Source organism: Catonella morbi ATCC 51271, from assembly GCF_000160035.2.
Taxonomy (GTDB): domain Bacteria; phylum Bacillota; class Clostridia; order Lachnospirales; family Lachnospiraceae; genus Catonella; species Catonella morbi.
The window spans coordinates 418,082-435,582 of record NZ_KI535369.1; the positions used below are offsets into that span (position 1 = coordinate 418,082).

Sequence of the window (17,501 nt, forward strand, 5' to 3'; positions counted from 1 at the left end):
GGCAGGCAGGTAACAAACGTTATTTGACCTGCCCATTTTTGTAAATTATGTATATAAAACAGTGGTCTGTATCAGAAGGGAAAATATTTATGAAACGCAATAAAAGTATGATCTTAGCATTTACTCTTCCCGGAACATTATTGTTTTTTGGAGTATTTGTCTATCCAATAATAAGAACCGTAATTATGAGCTTTTTTAGGATTGTGGAAATTACGGATCCTGTCAACAAATGGGAATTCAGAGGATTTGGGAACTATCTGGACTTGTTTAATACACCGTTATTTAGACAGTCACTTGTTAATATAGGTAAGATATGGACCATAGGTGGCATAATTACACTCGCAATATCATTGATGTTAGCCATTATCTTAACCAGCGGTATAAGAGGAAAAGCATTTTTTCAGGCGGCAATTTATCTGCCAAACGTAATAAGTGCGGTAGCTATGGCTACAATGTGGATTCAGTATGTATTTAATTCTTCTTACGGATTTTTAACAACATTTTTTAGAATGTTAGGTTTAGAAAGCCTTGCAAAGATACAATGGCTTGATGAAGAACATAAATTTTGGGCACTTCTTATTTCCTACTGTTTTGGAATGATAGGGCATCATATGCTCATATGGATAAGCGGTATAGAGAGAATAAGTAAGGAATATTATGAGGCCTCAGGCATAGATGGGGCAAATAAGGTTCAGCAGTTTTTTCATGTCACTCTTCCTCTTTTAAGAGGTATTTTAAGAACAAATATTATTATGTGGTCTATAAGAATAGCAGGTTTCTTTATATGGTCACAGCTTTTCTCACCTCTTACAGCAGATACTTCTACTGTAGTTCCTATGGTATATATGTACACCAAGGTATTTGGAGCGGAAACTGCAGATATAATTTCTCGTGATGCCGGAGCAGGTGCGGCAATAGGTATAATTCTTTGTGTTTTAGTGTTACTTATATTTAAAATTTCAAACAAAGTTCTTAAGGATGATGATTTGGAATTTTAAAAGTTAAATTTAGTTATGAAAGGTTTGATTATGAAAAAGTTAAAAACTGCAAAAAATAGTAAAAATACTGTACCTTTTAACTTATCTAAGGAAATTAAGCTTCTGCCGGGGTATATAATTATTATTGCATGGATTCTTTTTACAGTAGTGCTTTTGGGCTGGGTAGTAGCAGCAAGTTTATCTACAACTGCTGATATATTTTCCGGAGATATTTTGAGCTTTAAGACCGGAATCCATTTTGAAAACTACGTAAAGGCATGGGTATCATCAAACGTTTCGGTATTTTTTACCAATTCGTTGATTTATGCCGTTTTATCCTGTTTATTTCTTATTATTATCTGCGCACCTTATGCGTATGTTTTGCAGAGATATGAATTTTTTGGCAGGAAAACCATTACCTCTGCTTTAGCGGGAACTATGGGAATTCCTATTATTATGGTTATAATTCCGCTTTATACCTGGGTTGCAAGAACGGGTGTACTCGGTAATGCTTTCTCAAACAGAATTGTACTTATAATTCTTTTTGTAGCAGTAAAAGTACCATATACAACAACTTTCCTTATGGCATATTTTGCAAATATTTCCAAAGCTTATGAAGAAGCTGCGGCAATTGATGGCTGCCACCCTGTAAAGGCTTTCTGGAAGATAGTATTCCCACTCGCTCAGGGCGGTGTTGTAACAGTAACAATTTTTAATTTCATAGCAATATGGAACGAGTATTTTCTCTCGCTGTTATTCGTAAACTCAGAGAAGTTAAGACCTGTAGCCTTAGGACTGTTCTCAATGATTAACGGTATGAAGTACAGCGGAGACTGGTCAGGCTTATTTGCTTCGGTAATAATTGTATTTATTCCTACTTTTGTGCTTTATCTGGGATTGTCTAAGAAGATTATAGGCGGAATAACAGGAGGAGTTAAGGGATAAAAAAGTAATTTGCAAGCTATGCGTTTAGTGGCTTAGAGATTATTGTAATGAGCCGGGTAAAAGGAGAGTGAAGTAGAGAATATGAATTTGCTATTTGTTTTTGCGGATCAATGGAGAGCCGGAGCCATGGGCTATGCTAATGAAGATCCTGTGTTAACTCCTCTGATGGACAGATTTTGTTCAGAGTCAACCTATTGTGATCATGCTTTCAGTACATTTCCTGTCTGCTCACCTCATAGGGCAAGTCTTATGACCGGAAAATATCCGCTGTCGGCAGGATTTTTTACAAATTGTAAAAGAGGCTTACCTTTAAGACTTGGTGATGACGAGATTTGTGTGGGACAGGTGCTTAAAGAGGCGGGCTATGATACAGCCTATATAGGAAAATGGCATTTGGACGAGCCTGAACAGAACCACTGTGAGGAGCCAAAGTCAGGTGCAAGGGACTGGGATGCATACACTCCTCCGGGAGTAAGAAGACATGGCTTTGACTACTGGTATTCCTATGGAACCTGTGATACACATTTATCACCTCATTACTGGCAGGACACAGATGAGATGATTAAGGTAAAACAGTGGTCTCCCGAACATGAAACCGATAAGGCTATAGAATATCTGTCAGAAAAAAGAGATAAATCAAAGCCGTTTGCCCTCTATATGTCCTGGAACCCTCCGCACAGCGTTTACAGTGAGGTTCCTGAGGAGTATCTGAATCTCTATGATAAAGTAGAGCTAAAAAGCAATGTAAACTTAAAAGATATACATCATCATACGGGAGAAAATGCTGCAAGGACAGAGGAAGAAATGATTCTTACAACGAAGCAGTATTATGCGGCTGTAAGCGGTCTTGACAGGCAGTTTGGACGATTGATTGATTATCTTAAAGAAAATAACTTATATGATGATACCCTTATTATTTTATCTGCGGATCATGGAGATATGATGGGTTCGCATGGCCTTATGGGAAAACATGTGTGGTATGAAGAATCAATCAGAATACCGTTTGTAGTACATATGCCGGGTAATGACAATAAAAAATGCTGTACCTGTATAGGAAGTCAGGATATGATGCCTACTGTCTTAGGGCTCTTAAATTGTCCTATACCTGATACGGTAGAGGGCGAAGACTGCTCAAGATTTATAAAGGGCGAAGAAGATGAGGACAGGGTAAGCTTTATCTGTGCCTCTCCGGGAAGAGCGGATTTTGTTGAAAAATTTAAGAAAGCGGGCAAAAACCCTGCAGCCTATGGCTGGCGCGGAGTAAGGACTAAAAGATATACCTTTGTATTAGAACTTGGCTATGATGTGATTTGTAAGCCTAAGAGATATCTTTATGATATATTAAAAGATCCGGAGCAGAAAAATCTGCTTGATTTAGAGGATGAAGAAAATAAAGAGATTGCAAAAAAGCTCGAAGCAGAGGTTATAGGCTGGATGAAGCGTCAAAATGACAGTTTTCTTGATAACTGGCTTAAGGAAGCAGATAATGAATAATACAGAATTGTTATGGAATGATTTTTGCAAACATTTCGTATATAAAAAAGAGAACTACTTAAAAATTGCAGATTTTTGTAATAAAAACTGCAAAGAAATGAAGGATATAGCTGTAAAAACAGCGGATGAAACGGCAGAGCATACCTTCTTATTCAGGCTTCCATGGGATATGGAAGCAACAAGTGAAGCAGTACATTTTGCCGGGAAAATAAAATGGAATTACTGCCTTAACGAAGATGAGGAATTTATTTTTCAGCTTAACAGGCATAGATATTTTATATGTCTGGGACAGGCTTACAGGCTTTACTCAGATGATAAGTATGTAAAAGCATTTACAGAGCAGTTACTTGACTGGATAAGTGAAAATATTGAGATAGAAACAACTGATAAAATGCTTTGGAGAACCCTTGAGGCAGGACTGCGTACTGATTATTGGGTACGCGCAATGGCTCTTTTTGCAGACAGTCCCTTTATTACCGGGGATGTAAAGGAAAAGTTTTTCTCTGCTTTATCCGTACATGCAAAGCATTTGGCAGAAAATCCTAAAAAGGGCTTTTCAATCAAAAGTAACTGGGGTGTAATGGAGTACACAGGACTGTATGTACTCTCCCATATACTGAAAAATTCAGAGTACAGAGAAACTTCTGTTCATTTCTTAAAACTGGCATTACATACACAGATACATGACGACGGAATGCAGTGGGAAGCCTCTCCTATGTATCATAATGAGGTACTGGCTGCTTACCTTGAAGTTTTAAGAGTAGCTAAGCTTTACGGGGATGAGCCGTTTACGGAAGTAGAGAAGCAGATTATTAGAAATATGGCTCATGCTACTTTTAAGAGAACCTATCCTAACCATCATCAGCTTATGACAGGGGATTCAGATGATACCGATGTAAGGGATTTGTTAAGTCAGGCGGCGGTTATATTTGGTGATAAGGTACTTAAATTTGCAGGCTTTACACACCTCGATTTTGAAGGAGCCTGGCTTTTCGGAGTGAAGGGAATAGAAGATTATGAAAAGCTGGAAGCATTAGAAATTCCAGCAGGACTTGTGTCCTTACCGGAAAGCGGTGAAGCAATCTGTAGAAATTCCTATAATGAAGATTCAGATTTTCTGTATTTTAGAAACGGCAGTCTCGGAGGAGGTCATGGACATCAGGATAAGCTTCATATAGAACTGTGGTTTAACGGAGAGCAGATACTTAGAGATGGTGGACGATATACGTATAAAGACGTAGAAGAAAGATACATACTAAAGGGTGCAAAGGCTCACAATGTACCTCTTATAAATAATAGTGAATACTCACCTAGTGCGGATTCCTGGATTTATAAAAAGCTGCCGCCTTCACTGGGCAACATTTTTACTAAAAAGGGTGATTTCTTGTTATTTGAAGGTGTTCACTGTGGGTACATGGAATCGGGAGTGCTGCTTAGAAGAAGGGTTGTAGCACCAAGGTCTGATATAATTATTATCAGTGATGAAATTATCGGAAACAAGGATAATATATTGTCACAGCACTTTGCCTTTGCTGAAAATATAAGCCTTAGAAGAGAAAGTAACATGATAATAGGCAAAGGGGATAAATGTGAATTTATAATAAAAAGCTTTGATGAAAAGGGAGAGGTAACACAGGATATAGTCAAATCTCCGGTATCAAGGCATTATAATCAGATAGAAGAAAGTGAAGCCCTTAAAATAAATACGGAAGGCTCATATTTTTTAACTACCATAATTGCGAAAACCGTAATGGGTGAAAAAGCAGGTATTTCAGAAGAGGAAGTATATAATTATGCCTATGATGCTGTACTAAGAAAAGATGAAGCACAGGGATATTTAATTACAAGGAAAGAAGAGCAATACGGTATAGTACTTCTCAGAAACGATGTGGGAAACGGAAGAGACTTAAACGGTATAAAAGGAGTATACGGACTTGGACAGACTATGGTTTGTGCATTTCATAGAAAGCCTGAGTATATGACAGTGCTTAGGTGGTAGTTAATATGGTATTTTGTTTAGATTACAGCTAACAAAGGGATAAGAAGCCATGTTACCTGTGTTAGTAAGATAAAAGGAGATTAGTTAAGTGGATAAATGGATTGATGTTGATTTATTAAAGAATTATCCGGAAGCTTCGGATGAGATGGTGAAAAATGCTCTTGATACCTGTACAAAACAGGTGAAGAACAATCTTCCTGAATTTGAGGAGCATTTTCCTCCTGCAAACAGTGAAGGAAATTTTTATAAACAGGACATTAATACAGACTGGACCAGCGGTTTTTGGACAGGAGAGGTATGGCTTGCCTATGAAAATGCCGCAAATGCAGAGGACAAAGCATTGTTTGAAACAGCAGGTAAGAAGCAGGCAGATTCATTTTTAGAGAGAATCAATATAAGGCATTATATAGACCACCACGATATGGGATTTTTATATATACCGTCCTGTGTTGCCGCATATAAGCTGCTTTCTTATGAGAATGGAAAGGAGGCGGCTATAAAGGCTGCTGACCAGCTTGTAAGCAGATACCGCCCTGAAGGAAAGTACATTCAGGCCTGGGGAGAAATGTGGGCAAGGGATAATGCAAGACTTATTATAGACTGTATGCTTAATGTTCCGTTGTTATACTGGGCAAGTGAGGTAACAAAGGACGGACATTATGCAGATATAGCCAAAAACCATATCCTTACAACAATGAAGTATGTAATAAGGGATGATGACTCCACCTGGCATACAATATTCTTTGATCCGGACAGTGGTGAATTTTCTCATGGTGCTACCTGCCAGGGATATAAGGATGCTTCGGCCTGGGCAAGAGGGCAGGCCTGGGGAATTTATGGTACAGCTATTGCATATAAGAATACAGGCGATAAAGAATATATTAAGTATTTTGAAAGGGTATCAAAATATTTTCTCAATCATCTTCCAAAAGACCTTTGCCCATACTGGGATTTAAGTTTTGGAGACGGGGATGAGGCTGAGCAGCCAAGAGACTCTTCATCAGCAGCAATCGCAATCTGCGGTTTCTTGGAAATGAGCAAGTATCTTGATGAGGAGAAGGCGGCATATTATACATCAGTTGCAAGAAAACTTATGCACTCTCTTATAGAGAATTATCAGGTAAAGGATAAGAGTATATCAAACGGTCAGCTTCTGCATGGAACCTATGCAAAGAAGACACCATATAATACCTGTAAAAACAGAGGTGTGAACGAATGTGTTATCTGGGGGGATTACTTCTTTATGGAGGCTCTTACAAGGCTGGTAAGATCGGATTGGGAAATGTACTGGTAAATCAACTACAGGAGTAGAAAGATGATTAAATTAAAAATAGTAGGTAAAGATGAAAGAGAAAAAGCCTGTGGATTTGAAGGAGATGATAAGGCGGAGCTTGTGTACTGCAGTGAATATCTTGACGGAGACAGAATAGTGCTTGATACGGATAGATGTGGAAGATACTGTGTGGTTCGTTTTGAAGACAGTATGAGAGAGGCATTTATATATGTACCGGGAAGAAATGTGGCATTCTTTATACCGCCTGCAAACAACAGACCTAATTATTCTCCTAAAAGTTTTACAGGAGCAATGCACTATATCGAAGCACGCTATGCAACGGATGAGGAAATAAGCAAGGTAAAAAACCTGGCATTAAATGTATATGATCAGCATGAAAATGCTACATTTTATCCTCATGCATCAGCAAATGTGGAAACCAGAGGAGAGGCGGTGTTTGCGGCAAGAAATGCCGTAGACGGAATGTATTCCAATTCTTCACATGGAAGATACCCATATCAGAGCTGGGGCATCAACAGAGATCCAAATGCCGCTCTTACCATAGATTTTGGAAGAGAGGTGCTTATCAATGAACTAAGGCTTACACTTAGGGCGGATTATCCTCACGATAATTACTGGGTAAGTGCAACGGTTAGCTTTGATGATGGAAGCAAAGAGGTATTAAAGCTTGAAAAATCAGAAAAACCACAGTGCTTTAAGATAAAGGAAAGGAAGGTTAAGAGCTTTGTCCTTGACAAGCTCATAAAGGCAGAGGGCGAATCTCCCTTCCCTGCACTTACACAGATTGAAGCCTGGGGAGTTGAAGCATAGTAATATCACCCCATAGTCACAGACCTAAAACAGTTTATCCTAAATATATTGATGTGGAATAAGAAGTCTATTAACTATGGTGTGAATACTTTGAGTTAAATTTTCATTTATAGAAGGAGGACGAAATGGATATAAGATATTCAGCAAATCAGAGAGATTTTAAACGCTACACTACAGAGGAAATCAGAGGAGAATTTCTGATTGAGAATTTATACAAGAAGGATGAAGTAGTAGCAGTATATTCTCATGTGGACAGAATGGTAACTCTTGGATGTATGCCTGTGGAAGAAGCAGTTTCCATCAGTAAGGGAATTGATGTCTGGGCAAACTTCGGTACTGACTATTTCCTTGAAAGACGTGAAATCGGTATTTTCAATATAGGCGGAGCAGGTAAGATAAAGGCTGACGGCGAAGTTTTTGAAATGGGCTATAAGGACTGCCTTTATATTACAAAGGGTACAAAGGAAGTAACATTTGAAAGTAACTCTCCTGATGCACCTGCTAAATTTTATATGGTAAGTGCACCTGCCCACACTTCCTACAAGACTACCTTTATACCTATAGAAAAGGCAGCCAAAAAACCTCTCGGAAGTATGGAAACTTCAAATAAAAGAGTTATTAACCAGTTCATACATCCGGATGTGCTTAAAACCTGCCAGCTTTCAATGGGAATGACTGTATTAGAGCCGGGAAGCGTATGGAACACCATGCCTGCACACACACATGAACGCAGAATGGAAGTATATATGTACTTTGAAGTGCCTGAAAATCAGGTGGTATTCCATATGATGGGAGAGGGTACAGAAACAAGACATATCGTTATGCAGAATGAACAGGCTGTTATTTCACCATCCTGGAGTATTCATTCAGGTGCTGGAACTTCAAACTACACCTTTATATGGGCAATGGGCGGAGAAAATCAGGCATTTGATGATATGGACAATATAGCAACAACAGATTTGAGATAGGAGAAAAATATGGAAAACATAATGAAGCAGTATGATTTGACCGGAAAGGTAGCGCTTGTTACAGGTGCTTCTTACGGTATAGGCTTTGCTATTGCAAAGGGACTTGCTTCCGCAGGTGCAACTATAGTGTTTAACGACAGAAAAGAAGAACTTGTGGAAAAAGGCATTGAGGCTTACAAAGAAGAGGGCATTAAAGCTTATGGTTATGTTTGTGACGTAACTGATGAGGATGCAGTAGAAGAGCTTATAAAGAAAATAGAAAATGAAGTGGGTGTGGTTGACATACTCGTAAATAACGCAGGTATTATTAAGCGTATACCTATGTGCGAGATGAAGGCAGCAGAGTTCAGAGAGGTAATAGACGTAGACCTCAATGCACCATTTATAATGTCTAAGGCTGCAATTCCTGGCATGATTAAAAAGGGACATGGGAAGATTATAAATATCTGCTCTATGATGAGTGAGCTTGGAAGAGAAACAGTAAGTGCATACGCTGCAGCAAAGGGTGGTCTTAAAATGCTTACAAAGAATATTGCATCTGAGTTCGGTGAGCATAATATCCAGTGTAACGGAATAGGACCGGGCTATATTGCAACACCTCAGACTGCTCCTCTAAGAGAAAAGCAGGCTGACGGTTCAAGACATCCTTTTGATTCATTTATTATAGCCAAAACTCCTGCGGCACGTTGGGGTGAGCCTGAGGATTTGGCAGGTCCTGCAGTATTTTTGGCATCGGATGCATCTAATTTTGTAAATGGCCATATTCTTTATGTAGACGGAGGAATCCTTGCATACATAGGAAAGCAGCCTTGATAATATACTCTTAAACAGACAGAAGGTAAAAGACAAACTTATGGGGGTAACTTATGAAGCTTAGAAGGATAACAAAAACAGTAAGTCTTATGATGACAGCAATTTTATGCACACAAATGATAATTCCAAAAACTCCGTTGATTGCAAAGGCATCTTTGGTTGAGGAGGCGGCAAAGTTGGATTCAAGCAGCACTGCAGAAAGTGAAATAACAAACATTGATGTTGTCAGAGGTAATACTGCCGTAATTCAGACGCCTGAAGGATTTGCAGAGCCAATCACCTGGACTACACTGTTTAAAAACGCAGACGGAAATCCAATCAAAAATGTGGGAAGCAAGAAGAAAAAGGATGAATTAAAAGAAGGGGATGTAGACGGAGATCGTACTGAGGGGATTGCAAAGACAGATCACATTGCAAAGATAGAGAAGACTGCGGAAGGCGGCCTCTTAACAGCGTATGAAAAGGGAATGGTTTACGCTAAGGCAGTTGATAAAGATGGTAAGACCAAAGAATGGAAGGTTAATGTATTATATACGGCAAAAGAAAATCTTCCAACTGTTTCTTCTGAAGATTACAAGAGACTTATAGGAAAATGGACAGCACAGTTGGTTGGTGAGAATCCGGATAAGAGCGATGCTGCCATTATGGAGACAATTAACAGTCTAAATGCGCAGGCTCAGGCAGTATGGGATAAATACAGTTATAAGGGACAGCCTGCCTGCACAGATGTACCTTGGCCTGAGGAAATCGGGAAAAAGGGAAATAAAGCAATTGAGTTTACCAGAGATGCGGTTGAATTCAGGCAGACATTTAAGAATGTACTTCTAATGGCAAAGGCATATCGATTAGAACATGGTGCATTATATAAAAATCCTGAATTATTGAAGGATATGATAAATATCCTTGAATGGCTGACTGCTAACTGCTACCGTCCACAGTCACAGACGGATAACTGGTGGACATGGGAGATAGGTATTCCAAAAGATATAATTCCTACGCTTATTCTTCTGTCTGATAAATTGACACCGGAGCAGAAGATAAAATTTACTGAGGGAGTGAGATTTTTCCAGCCTGATCCTTTTCACGGAGGTGCTATAGGTACAGGTTCCACTCATGTACTGGGATATCGTATGCAGTATGCAGCCAACAGAGTTGATAATTCAATGACTGCATTGGGACTCGGATTATTGCTTGAAGACAATGAGTTTGTACATCTTGCAAGCTTAGCTTCATCTTCCGTGCTTGAATTTGTATCGGTAGCTGATAGTACCACTCTTGCAGAAAAAGGTTATCCAAACGGATATTATAAAGACGGTTCTTATATAGACCATTCACGTACACCTTATGCGGGTTCATACGGAATAGTTGTGTTAGAGGGTATAGTGAATATCTCTGCTATTTTGAGTAATTCTCCTTGGCAGTTTAGTCCGGAAAAGGCTAAGATATTGGAAGATATATTTGTAAATACTTATGGATTAGGCGTTTACAACGGTTTAATGCTGGATACCCTCCGAGGCAGAGCTGTTTCAAGAGAAAAGGTTACTGACAAATCAATCGGCCGCCAAGTGATGACATATATTATTAAGTCATTGGACTCTGTCAGTGAAGCCGGAAGGCAGACCTTATTGAGCTATCTTAAGAACTGGTTGACCGCAGAACCTGAATTTATCGGCACCTTAAAAGAACTGAATGAAATAGTTGTAAAGCAAAAAGCTCAGGAAATAATTGGAAATGCAGGAATATCAGGTGTTGTTCCAAGCGTTCATAAAAATTATCCGCTTATGGACAGAGCAATTCACAGAGCAGACAACTGGCTTTTCGCCCTAAGTATGTTTTCCGAAAGAATTTTAAATACCGAAATTATGAACGGTGAGAATCTGTATGGATGGCATCAGGGTGACGGTATGACTTACCTTTATGGAAAGGATACGGCTTACTATAACGATAATTACTGGAATACCATTAATCCGTTCCGCTTACCGGGAACAACCACCGTATCAAAGAACATTGGTAACGGTGATAAAGACAGCAGTAACTTCTATCAGGAAGGTGATTATACTTCAAAAGAGGCTTGGGTTGGCGGAAGTGAGCTTAAAGGCTACGGTGTAAACGGTATGTCACTTTCGGGAGACTGTGGAACTAAAACCATATATGCACCTAATCTTAGAGCATTAAAGTCATACTTTATGTTTGATAATGAAGTAGTATGCTTAGGTTCAGGAATTAATGACAGCGAAAGTAATTTCATTACAGAGACTACTGTTGAAAACAGGAAGTTGAATGCAGATGCTTCGAATCAGATTACCTTAAATGGAAATAATCTTGAACTTCAGACTGTTCCTGTAAATGTAGCAGAAATAGTAAACAGTGAAGGTTTAGGTGGCGGAACCGGATCCATGGAAGGAAGTGCTGTTAATAACGCAAAATGGATTCATGTTGAAGGAAATGTCACAGGGGAAGCTGTTGGGTACTATTTTCCAAAGGAATCAGGACAGCTAAAGGCAAGAAAGGTGGCAAGTACAGGTAACTGGGGAAATATTAATATTACATCTTCTACAGATGTAGTGAAGAACTATTTTGAATTATGGTTTGACCATGGCAAGAATCCTCAGAATGCAGAGTATTCTTATGTTATGCTTCCGGGCAAGACTGTGGAAGAGATGAAGGAATACGAGAAGAATCCAACTGTGGAAATCTTAGCGAATACCACCGATGTACAGGCTGTAAGGTATAAGAGTAAGAATGTAATCGGTGCAAACTTCTGGCAGGATAAAACAGTTAGCGTAAGCGGAATAACCTGTAATAAGAAGGCATCTGTAATTGTAAAGCAGACAGGAGATAACTTAGAAATCGGTGTATCTGATCCAACAATGAAGAACACTGAAACAATCGAAGTAGAAATAGACAAAGAATTTGGTAAGCTTGTAAGTGCAGACACTAATGTAGCTGTTTCTGAAAAGAACGGCAAGATTCACCTTGTTGTAAATACTAAAGGTACAAACGGTGACACTTCTGTGGCTGAGGTAAAATTAAAAACAGCCACACCTCCAAGTTATCCAAGTAATCCTGTAGCTCCGGCTCCGGGAGTACAGATTCCTGAAGATAAGACTCCTGAAGGCCAGGCAAAAGAACAGAATAATACAGAAAAGAACTCAAATGAGGCAAAGAAGACTGATTCAATTAAAAAGATAAAGCTTAACTTCAATATTAAAAAGGATGAGTTAAAGAAAGGTCTTGCAACCCTCTCAAAGATATTGGTTAAAAAATCTGTATTGAAGGAAGCGGCAAAGAAGTCAACTGATGTAATCCTTTCAGTGAGAGATGAAAATAAGAAAGTGCTATATTCCTGGTCGTTTACGGGAAAGGATTTGCAAAAATCAAAGAGTAAGTTTAATGATATAAATTTATCATTAAAGGTAGTTTCGTCAAGTAAGGTAAAAGCCTTGAAGTCATTGCTTAAAGGTAAAAATGGAACTTTGGTTTCGTTCGCATATAAGGGAAAACTTCCGACAGCAGCAACAATAAAAATCTATGATGCTAAAAGATTTAATTATCCTAAGAATAAAAAACTCTATGTATATTATTACAATGAGAAGAAGAACAGATTGGAAGAAACTAATTATGATGGAGGAAAAATCCTAAAGAAAGGCGTACTGGAGTTTAAGATAGCACATGGCTCCGATTATGTGGTACTACCTGAAAAATTAGATAAAAACTAATAGTATCACTAATGCAGCAAATGTCTGTGATTTCAAGGTTAGAAACTAATCCTGATTTGGGATTGAATAACTGAAAAGCTGTTTTTAATTAAAGAGAAAGATAGCTCGTTACATTATGTACGGGCTATCTTTTTAAATGAGGTAAATTATACATAAAAAGCCAAAGTACCATAAAGCACCATATAATGGCAGAAAGTTCCTATCATAATGAAAACGTGAAAGATTTCATGGGAACCGAAGTAAATATGTTTTTCGTTAAAAGCTTTTAACTTAAAAGCATAGATAACTGCACCTACGGTATAGGCAATGCCACCGAATAACAGCCATAAAAAAGCGGAGAGAGGTAAAATTCTGTACAAAGGTTTCATGGCGAAGACACAGAGCCAGCCCATCACTACATAAAGTGTGGAGGAAAGCCATTTAGGGCAATGTACAAAAAAGATTTTTAATAAAATTCCTCCCAGAGCCAATGTCCATATACTTCCCAGCAAAAGATAACCTACCGGGCCTTTAAGTGCAGTAAGGCATACAGGTGTATATGTTCCCGCAATTAGCACAGATATCATAATATGGTCTATTTTACGGAAGATTAACGTTTTTTTAAGGTCTAAAACCACAGAGTGATACAAGGTACTGGCTGCGTAGAGCAGACTGGCAGACAAAATAAAAACAAACATTGACAAAGCTGTGGCAGTACTTCCATGTTCCAGAGACCTTTGCAGAAGCGGACCGGCTCCAATCCATAAAAGAATCAAGCCAAAAAAATGTGTAAGGGCAGAGCCGGGTTCCCGTATCTGAATGGAGATAGTTCCCGGCAGTACACCGAATCTGGTTTTTTCTCTATTTTTTACCTTCATAGTTTACCTCCTTAATGTAGTTTTCAAAACTACATGATGTGTTATACAATACTACATCATTTTTAAGGAGATTTCAAGTTTAAAAGTGTGTAGGATGATTTTAATTTAGTCATAGACGTATAAATGGCTAGATTCAAACCGTTGACGATGAAATTAAACTTTAGTAAAATAGCAAGAACTGATATTTTTTAGAAAATTGCGAGAAGCTAAGCTGAAGCAAATATGTATTTAGTAAATATGTGTGGAAAGAAGAGAATCAGATAATTGCAGGAAAATTGAAAAATAAAATTGACAGCCTATGGGATATATTTGCTGCAGGTGGCTTGGTTAATCCTTTAGAGGTAATTGAACAGATTACTTATCTTATGTTTATTCAAGATTTAGATGAGTCGGATAATTTAAAGGCAAAAGAGAGTGAAATGCTTGGGTTGCCCTATCAGAGCATATTTTCAGATGAAATAAAAATCGGAGACCGAATTATTGCCGGTTCTCAGCTAAAATGGTCAGTATTCAATGATTTTTCTGCTGATGAGGTAATCTGTGATCCAGCTTGTGGGGTAAAGGCTTAACAGCATCCCATTGAGTAATGTGCTGACTTGCATAATTTTGAGTGTTAGCTTCATAATAGGGTGAATCGAGATAAAGATAAAAAAATTGATAATATATTCAATACTTATGCCTTTTCAACAGTAAGAAAGCAGGCGCGAGAATAGTGGAACCTGCAAAATAAACTAAGTGGGGTGTGATAATGGAAGCAAAAATAAAAGATTTAAAATTAAAATTAGAAAAAATTGATACTATAGACCTTTTGAGGATGATTAGTACTCGCTTTTTGGTATTTGGGCAGAATGGGGCGGATATTGCGAGACAAGCAGATATATTTGCAAAGACAGAATTAATGTCTCCACAAAGACAGCTAATCTATCTTGCTGGATTACTTATGAGTACAGAGGATAAAAGCACTGGGAACAAACATGATGAAAAATGGTTTGAGAGTATTGAGAGTGATATTCAAAATATAACATTTGATTATTTTAAGAATTTCTTTGAGGCGGGAATGCACGCTGAGAGTGAACTGGCTCATCAAAGCATGGTTTCTATGAAAGCTTTTACGTCGTATTTTGACATGGGAATTTTAAGATATCCTGAACAGACGATAGAACTGATGAGAAAATTGTATGGTGACTTTAATGGCGAATTACAGAAACTTACAGGGCTGGAATTAGAAGATTACATTTCTTTTTATCAACTAGTATATGATGAGGTTGAAAATTCAAAAAATGCTACTTCAAAAATATACGAAGAGATAGAGAATTTTTTGCAATCATTAAATCCTAATTCGCCGAATATCGAAGAAGAATATGCCAGAATGCTTGAATATGGGAGAGGAGAGGTAAGTCAGAAATTACAGAGTGCTGCAGATAACTTAAATTCTATTTCGATTGAAAGTGTTTGTGAAATATTTGGAGAAACGAAAGCACAGATTCTTGTTGATACATTTAGTTTACAACGAGAAGAAAGGGATTTTTCTTATTATAATGGTAATAATCCTTTTGAAGAAAAACCATTGTGCCGTATTGAGAAAAATGCATTACTATTTGTTGTACTTCCCAATTTTGTGCTTAACGCTATATTTGCTTATGTAACTGATATCTTGGAAAAGAATACGAATTCGTTTGCTGACAAATACAAAAAGAAAAAAGCAGAAGTAGTTGAAAAATTATTTTGTGAACTTTTTGAAAAAATATTTGGAGATAAAGCTAAGATACATCAAAGTGTATGTGAAGAACGAGGAACAAAAGAACATGATTTATTAGTTGAAATAGATGATTATATATTGATTGCAGAAGTGAAAGCTTCTAAGGTTAGAGAGCCTTTTTTTAATCCTGAAAAAAGCTTTAGGAGGATAAAAAATCATTTCGACTCGGATGCGGGTATAGGTGGTGCATATGAACAGGCGATTATCTTGAAAAAACTAATTGAAAATCGTGGTGATATAGAACTTTTTGAAAATAAGAACAAAAAGTTTAAAATCATTGATACTCAAAAGAAAAAGATTTTGCCTTTAGTGTTAACATTAAATCAATTTGGTGATATTGCTGTAAATACTAGTGAACTTTTGGTTAAAGAGGATAATCAACCGTTTCCTTGGGTTTGTAATTGGCATGATTTAGATAACATATATGAAGTTTTAACTTATTTAAATAAGACACATAAAGATTTTTTGGACTATATAGTATGGCGAATCGATAATCATTCTAAAATGATGTCATCTGACGAACTAGATATTTTTGAGTCATTTTTGATGAACAATATACCGAGAAAGAAAGACACAATGTTATTTTTTGCACCGGATGGTCCTAGCCTTGTAGATAAGGTGTATTTTGAAAAACATGGAATTCCTTACAATTTTCCTACAAATACCCAAACGATTCATAAAAAAAAGAAAATTGGTAGAAATGATTCTTGTCCCTGCGGCAGTGGTAAAAAATATAAAAAGTGTTGCTTGGGAAAAGGGATTTATGATTAGTTAATTGAATAATCATAAAAACGGCATAGTTACCTGTTATAGCCAACTGCTATATTACCTCGGCTTTACCAACGAGCCATGTTGAGACGGTGGTATTGATGCCAAGGGTCAAAGGGTGATAGATACGAAAGCTCTTGATTTCAGGCGTTTTTCTGCTTTAGGCAGTTTCAAGAGGTAGAGTGGATAATCACGCTGCTGTAACTTATCTATGGTGGCTGGGATCAAATAGTGTGATAGTTGAGTTACCGAGATAGATGTCATTAAGTGAAGTTATTTTCAGAGTGTTCAATATTGATCGTTATGATGACAGGGATGTGGTGATCACAAATCTGATTGAAAGCTATGACCGTCTGATGGAATTTGGGAAGAAGCATCTGAATGATGTGTTTACACTGGATGGTGTCCAGAGGGTAAGTGCCAGAGATAAAATTCTGCGTGAAATCATTTCAAACCTGCTCATACACCGTGATTTTTCTAGCGGGTATGTACCGAAACTCGTCATTGAGCGAGATAAGATCACAACAGAAAATGCGAATCTTGCGCACGGGCACGGAAACCTGAATCTGAAAACATTCAGATCATTCGCAAAAAATCCGCCGATATCAAAAGTGTTCCGAGAAATCGGACTTGCTGACGAGCTTGGAAGCAGCATGTGAAACAGCAACAAATAGACGAAGATGTACTCCGGTGGAGAGCCTGTCTTTATAAAGGCGGATGTCTTTACGACTATTTTTTCTCTATCCGAAGCTGCAACAGCTACGATTTGGCCGACTATAGAAGTTGATTCAAGGGAACAAGATAAGGAGCAAGTAAAGGAGCAAGTCACGATACAAGATCTTATTCAATTTTGTTCCATACCTCGTAGCAGGAAAGAAATGCAAGAATTTATGGGACTGGCCGGTAGGAGAAACTTTTCAGAAAAATATATTAAGCCTTTGCTTGAGGCAGGGAAGATTGAAATGACGATACCTGCTAAGCCGAACAGTAGGATGCAGAAATATAAAAAAATGAACATTGAAGACTGATAAGCGGACATTGAATTGATAAAACTGAACGGGTAAGCGAACTTCTAAAGGGACATTAAGATTGAAAAAC

Annotated in this window: 12 protein-coding genes and 2 pseudogenes; 13 read left to right on the forward strand and 1 reads right to left on the reverse strand. The window is 37.8% G+C overall.

Annotated features, from left to right (window positions below):
- The first annotated feature begins 89 nt into the window (after window positions 1-89).
- The 9 genes from GCWU000282_RS12590 (at window position 90) to GCWU000282_RS12630 (ending at window position 13,019) form a co-directional block, all read left to right on the forward strand.
- A complete protein-coding gene (locus GCWU000282_RS12590) occupies window positions 90-998 on the forward strand; it encodes a carbohydrate ABC transporter permease (RefSeq protein WP_035040757.1) in 909 nt (302 codons plus the stop codon).
- A 30-nt stretch (window positions 999-1,028) separates the two neighbouring features.
- On the forward strand, window positions 1,029-1,922 hold the full coding sequence (locus GCWU000282_RS12595) for a carbohydrate ABC transporter permease (RefSeq protein ID WP_035040953.1): 894 nt from the start codon (window positions 1,029-1,031) through the stop codon (window positions 1,920-1,922).
- 81 nt (window positions 1,923-2,003) lie between these two features.
- A complete protein-coding gene (locus GCWU000282_RS12600) occupies window positions 2,004-3,416 on the forward strand; it encodes a sulfatase family protein (RefSeq protein WP_023355533.1) in 1,413 nt (470 codons plus the stop codon).
- On the forward strand, window positions 3,409-5,415 hold the full coding sequence (locus GCWU000282_RS12605; RefSeq protein ID WP_023355534.1) for a heparinase II/III family protein: 2,007 nt from the start codon (window positions 3,409-3,411) through the stop codon (window positions 5,413-5,415). Before GCWU000282_RS12600 ends, GCWU000282_RS12605 begins: the two co-directional genes overlap by 8 nt.
- Window positions 5,416-5,503: 88 nt before the next feature.
- Entirely contained in the window at window positions 5,504-6,709 is a 1,206-nt protein-coding gene (locus tag GCWU000282_RS12610; RefSeq protein ID WP_023355535.1) for a glycoside hydrolase family 88 protein, read from the forward strand.
- Between the two features lie 21 nt (window positions 6,710-6,730).
- The gene (locus GCWU000282_RS12615; protein ID WP_023355536.1) at window positions 6,731-7,519 is read left to right on the forward strand and encodes a hypothetical protein; all 789 of its coding nucleotides are present in this window, start codon (window positions 6,731-6,733) and stop codon (window positions 7,517-7,519) included.
- 125 nt (window positions 7,520-7,644) lie between these two features.
- Window positions 7,645-8,487: a 5-dehydro-4-deoxy-D-glucuronate isomerase gene (kduI, locus tag GCWU000282_RS12620; RefSeq protein WP_023355537.1), complete on the forward strand. Its 843-nt coding sequence runs from the start codon at window positions 7,645-7,647 to the stop codon at window positions 8,485-8,487.
- 9 nt (window positions 8,488-8,496) lie between these two features.
- A complete protein-coding gene (locus GCWU000282_RS12625; RefSeq protein WP_023355538.1) occupies window positions 8,497-9,300 on the forward strand; it encodes a gluconate 5-dehydrogenase in 804 nt (267 codons plus the stop codon).
- Between the two features lie 53 nt (window positions 9,301-9,353).
- Window positions 9,354-13,019: a polysaccharide lyase 8 family protein gene (locus GCWU000282_RS12630; protein WP_023355539.1), complete on the forward strand. Its 3,666-nt coding sequence runs from the start codon at window positions 9,354-9,356 to the stop codon at window positions 13,017-13,019.
- A gap of 146 nt (window positions 13,020-13,165) precedes the next feature.
- On the opposite strand, the gene trhA is transcribed toward GCWU000282_RS12630, so the two are convergent.
- Window positions 13,166-13,876 carry a PAQR family membrane homeostasis protein TrhA gene (trhA, locus tag GCWU000282_RS12635; protein WP_023355540.1) on the reverse strand — a complete coding sequence of 237 codons (711 nt, stop codon included), beginning with the start codon at window positions 13,874-13,876 and terminating at the stop codon, window positions 13,166-13,168.
- Between the two features lie 260 nt (window positions 13,877-14,136).
- Between trhA and GCWU000282_RS12640 the strand changes: the two are divergent.
- From GCWU000282_RS12640 to GCWU000282_RS17710, 4 genes and pseudogenes are all read left to right on the forward strand, one after another.
- Window positions 14,137-14,412 (forward strand): annotated as a pseudogene (locus GCWU000282_RS12640) (type I restriction-modification system subunit M N-terminal domain-containing protein); the annotation flags it as partial.
- Window positions 14,413-16,304: 1,892 nt separating this feature from the next.
- Window positions 16,305-16,406, forward strand: a pseudogene (locus GCWU000282_RS17575) (SEC-C metal-binding domain-containing protein); the annotation flags it as partial.
- 254 nt (window positions 16,407-16,660) lie between these two features.
- Window positions 16,661-17,062: a hypothetical protein gene (locus GCWU000282_RS17705; protein WP_023355543.1), complete on the forward strand. Its 402-nt coding sequence runs from the start codon at window positions 16,661-16,663 to the stop codon at window positions 17,060-17,062.
- A gap of 21 nt (window positions 17,063-17,083) precedes the next feature.
- Window positions 17,084-17,431 (forward strand): Fic family protein, encoded by a 348-nt coding sequence (locus GCWU000282_RS17710; protein WP_023355544.1) that lies wholly within the window; start codon window positions 17,084-17,086, stop codon window positions 17,429-17,431.
- Window positions 17,432-17,501: the final 70 nt, after the last annotated feature.

Bases quoted from the DNA above. Each gene is read 5' to 3' on its own strand.
- kduI (WP_023355537.1), top strand. From the start codon at position 7,645: ATGGATATAAGATATTCAGCAAATCAGAGAGATTTTAAACGCTACACT.
- GCWU000282_RS17705 (WP_023355543.1), top strand. From the start codon at position 16,661: ATGTCATTAAGTGAAGTTATTTTCAGAGTGTTCAATATTGATCGTTAT.
- GCWU000282_RS12600 (WP_023355533.1), top strand. From the start codon at position 2,004: ATGAATTTGCTATTTGTTTTTGCGGATCAATGGAGAGCCGGAGCCATG.
- trhA (WP_023355540.1), bottom strand. From the start codon at position 13,876: ATGAAGGTAAAAAATAGAGAAAAAACCAGATTCGGTGTACTGCCGGGA.
- GCWU000282_RS12605 (WP_023355534.1), top strand. From the start codon at position 3,409: ATGAATAATACAGAATTGTTATGGAATGATTTTTGCAAACATTTCGTA.
- GCWU000282_RS12595 (WP_035040953.1), top strand. From the start codon at position 1,029: ATGAAAAAGTTAAAAACTGCAAAAAATAGTAAAAATACTGTACCTTTT.
- GCWU000282_RS12625 (WP_023355538.1), top strand. From the start codon at position 8,497: ATGGAAAACATAATGAAGCAGTATGATTTGACCGGAAAGGTAGCGCTT.
- GCWU000282_RS12630 (WP_023355539.1), top strand. From the start codon at position 9,354: ATGAAGCTTAGAAGGATAACAAAAACAGTAAGTCTTATGATGACAGCA.
- GCWU000282_RS12615 (WP_023355536.1), top strand. From the start codon at position 6,731: ATGATTAAATTAAAAATAGTAGGTAAAGATGAAAGAGAAAAAGCCTGT.
- GCWU000282_RS12590 (WP_035040757.1), top strand. From the start codon at position 90: ATGAAACGCAATAAAAGTATGATCTTAGCATTTACTCTTCCCGGAACA.
- GCWU000282_RS17710 (WP_023355544.1), top strand. From the start codon at position 17,084: ATGTACTCCGGTGGAGAGCCTGTCTTTATAAAGGCGGATGTCTTTACG.